The following is a 2,132-nucleotide window of genomic DNA, read 5'->3' as shown; positions in this document are numbered from 1 at the left end:
TGTCAGCGCCAGTGATATAAGACGGTAATTCACCATTTGGATTGTCCGCTCCACCCAACATGTTGTTTCCTTAAGGTTCTCACACCAGAAAGGACATCAACATGCTGAGCAGAGAGGACTTTTACATGATAAAGCAAATGCGCCAGCAGGGCGCGTACATTGTCGATATTGCGGCTCAGATTGGTTGCTCTGAACGGACGGTCAGACGCTACCTCAAATACCCTGAACCGCCAGCCAGAAAGACCCGCCACAAAATGGTTAAGCTGAAACCGTTTATGGATTACATCGACATGCGCCTGGCAGAGAATGTCTGGAATAGCGAGGTTATCTTCGCGGAGATTAAGGCAATGGGCTATACGGGCGGACGTTCCATGCTGCGTTACTACATCCAGCCCAAACGTAAAATGCGTCCGTCAAAAAGAACAGTTCGCTTCGAAACTCAGCCTGGATACCAGCTCCAGCACGACTGGGGCGAAGTTGAGGTGGAGGTTGCCGGGCAACGGTGCAAAGTTAACTTTGCGGTTAATACGCTGGGGTTCTCCCGCCGCTTCCATGTCTTCGCCGCACCAAAACAGGATGCTGAGCATACCTACGAATCACTGGTTCGCGCCTTCCGCTACTTCGGTGGTTGTGTGAAAACGGTGCTGGTTGATAACCAGAAGGCTGCGGTGCTGAAGAATAACAACGGGAAAGTCGTGTTCAACTCCGGATTCCTGTTGCTGGCCGACCACTATAACTTCCTGCCACGGGCATGCCGTCCACGCAGGGCCAGAACAAAAGGTAAGGTTGAGCGGATGGTGAAATACCTCAAGGAGAACTTCTTCGTCCGGTACCGCAGGTTCGACAGCTTCACTCATGTCAATCAACAACTGGAGCAATGGATAGCCGATGTGGCTGACAAACGGGAACTTCGCCAGTTCAAAGAAACTCCGGAACAGCGCTTCGCGCTGGAGCAGGAACATCTGCAGCCGTTACCGGATACGGACTTCGATACCAGTTACTTCGACATCCGCCATGTGTCCTGGGACAGCTATATCGAGGTTGGCGGTAATCGTTACAGCGTTCCCGAAGCGCTGTGTGGTCAGCCGGTATCGATACGAATATCGCTGGATGACGAGTTGCGGATCTACAGTAATGAGAAACTGGTGGCCTCACATCGCCTCTGTTCGGCATCGTCTGGCTGGCAGACAGTGCCGGAGCATCACGCCCCGCTCTGGCAGCAGGTCAGTCAGGTGGAACATCGGCCACTGAGTGCCTATGAGGAGCTGTTGTGATGCATGAGCTGGAAGTCCTGCTGAGTCGCCTGAAAATGGAGCATCTGAGTTATCACGTTGAAAGCCTGCTGGAACAGGCAGCTAAAAAAGAGCTGAACTACCGGGAGTTCCTGTGCATGGCGCTACAGCAGGAATGGAACGGCAGGCATCAGCGCGGTATGGAGTCCAGGCTGAAGCAGGCTCGTCTGCCGTGGGTCAAAACGCTGGAGCAGTTCGACTTTACCTTCCAGCCGGGCATCGACCGTAAGGTTGTCCGGGAACTGGCTGGTCTGGCGTTCGTGGAGCGCAGCGAAAACGTGATCCTGCTGGGACCTCCTGGTGTAGGAAAAACACATCTGGCCATAGCTCTTGGCGTGAAAGCGGTGGATGCGGGACATCGGGTACTGTTTATGCCACTGGACAGACTGATCGCGACACTGATGAAAGCGAAACAGGAAAACCGGCTGGAGCGTCAGCTACAGCAACTGAGTTATGCCCGGGTGTTGATCCTGGATGAAATAGGCTATCTGCCGATGAACAGAGAGGAAGCCAGCCTGTTCTTCCGGCTACTGAACCGTCGATATGAAAAAGCGAGCATCATACTGACGTCAAACAAGGGGTTCGCAGACTGGGGAGAAATGTTCGGAGATCACGTGCTGGCAACAGCGATACTGGATCGGTTGCTACATCACTCAACCACGCTGAATATCAAAGGAGAGAGTTACCGGTTAAAAGAGAAACGTAAAGCTGGAGTGCTGACCAAAAACACAACGCCAGTCAGTGATGATGAAATGGTGCAAAGCGGACAGCATCAGTAACGAAAGTATTTAGCGGGCATGAAAATGGCAAATAACGGTCAAACATCGTGGCGTTGACATA

The 2,132-nt window shown here is 52.6% G+C and carries 2 protein-coding genes; both read left to right on the top strand.

Features of this window, described 5'->3' with window-relative positions:
• Nucleotides 1-101: 101 nt before the first annotated feature.
• Nucleotides 102-1,274, top strand: coding sequence for an IS21-like element IS21 family transposase (istA, locus tag BEB54_RS27920; RefSeq protein WP_000952339.1), 1,173 nt, complete (start codon nt 102-104; stop codon nt 1,272-1,274).
• On the top strand, nt 1,274-2,071 hold the full coding sequence (istB, locus tag BEB54_RS27915; RefSeq protein WP_049032877.1) for an IS21-like element IS21 family helper ATPase IstB: 798 nt from the start codon (nt 1,274-1,276) through the stop codon (nt 2,069-2,071). Before istA ends, istB begins: the two co-directional genes overlap by 1 nt.
• Nucleotides 2,072-2,132: the final 61 nt, after the last annotated feature.

Source organism: Escherichia sp. MOD1-EC6021 (assembly GCF_002965245.1).
GTDB classification, from domain to species: domain Bacteria; phylum Pseudomonadota; class Gammaproteobacteria; order Enterobacterales; family Enterobacteriaceae; genus Escherichia; species Escherichia coli_F.
Note: the sequence above shows the minus strand (reverse complement) of the source record. Positions and strands in the feature narration are given on the sequence as shown.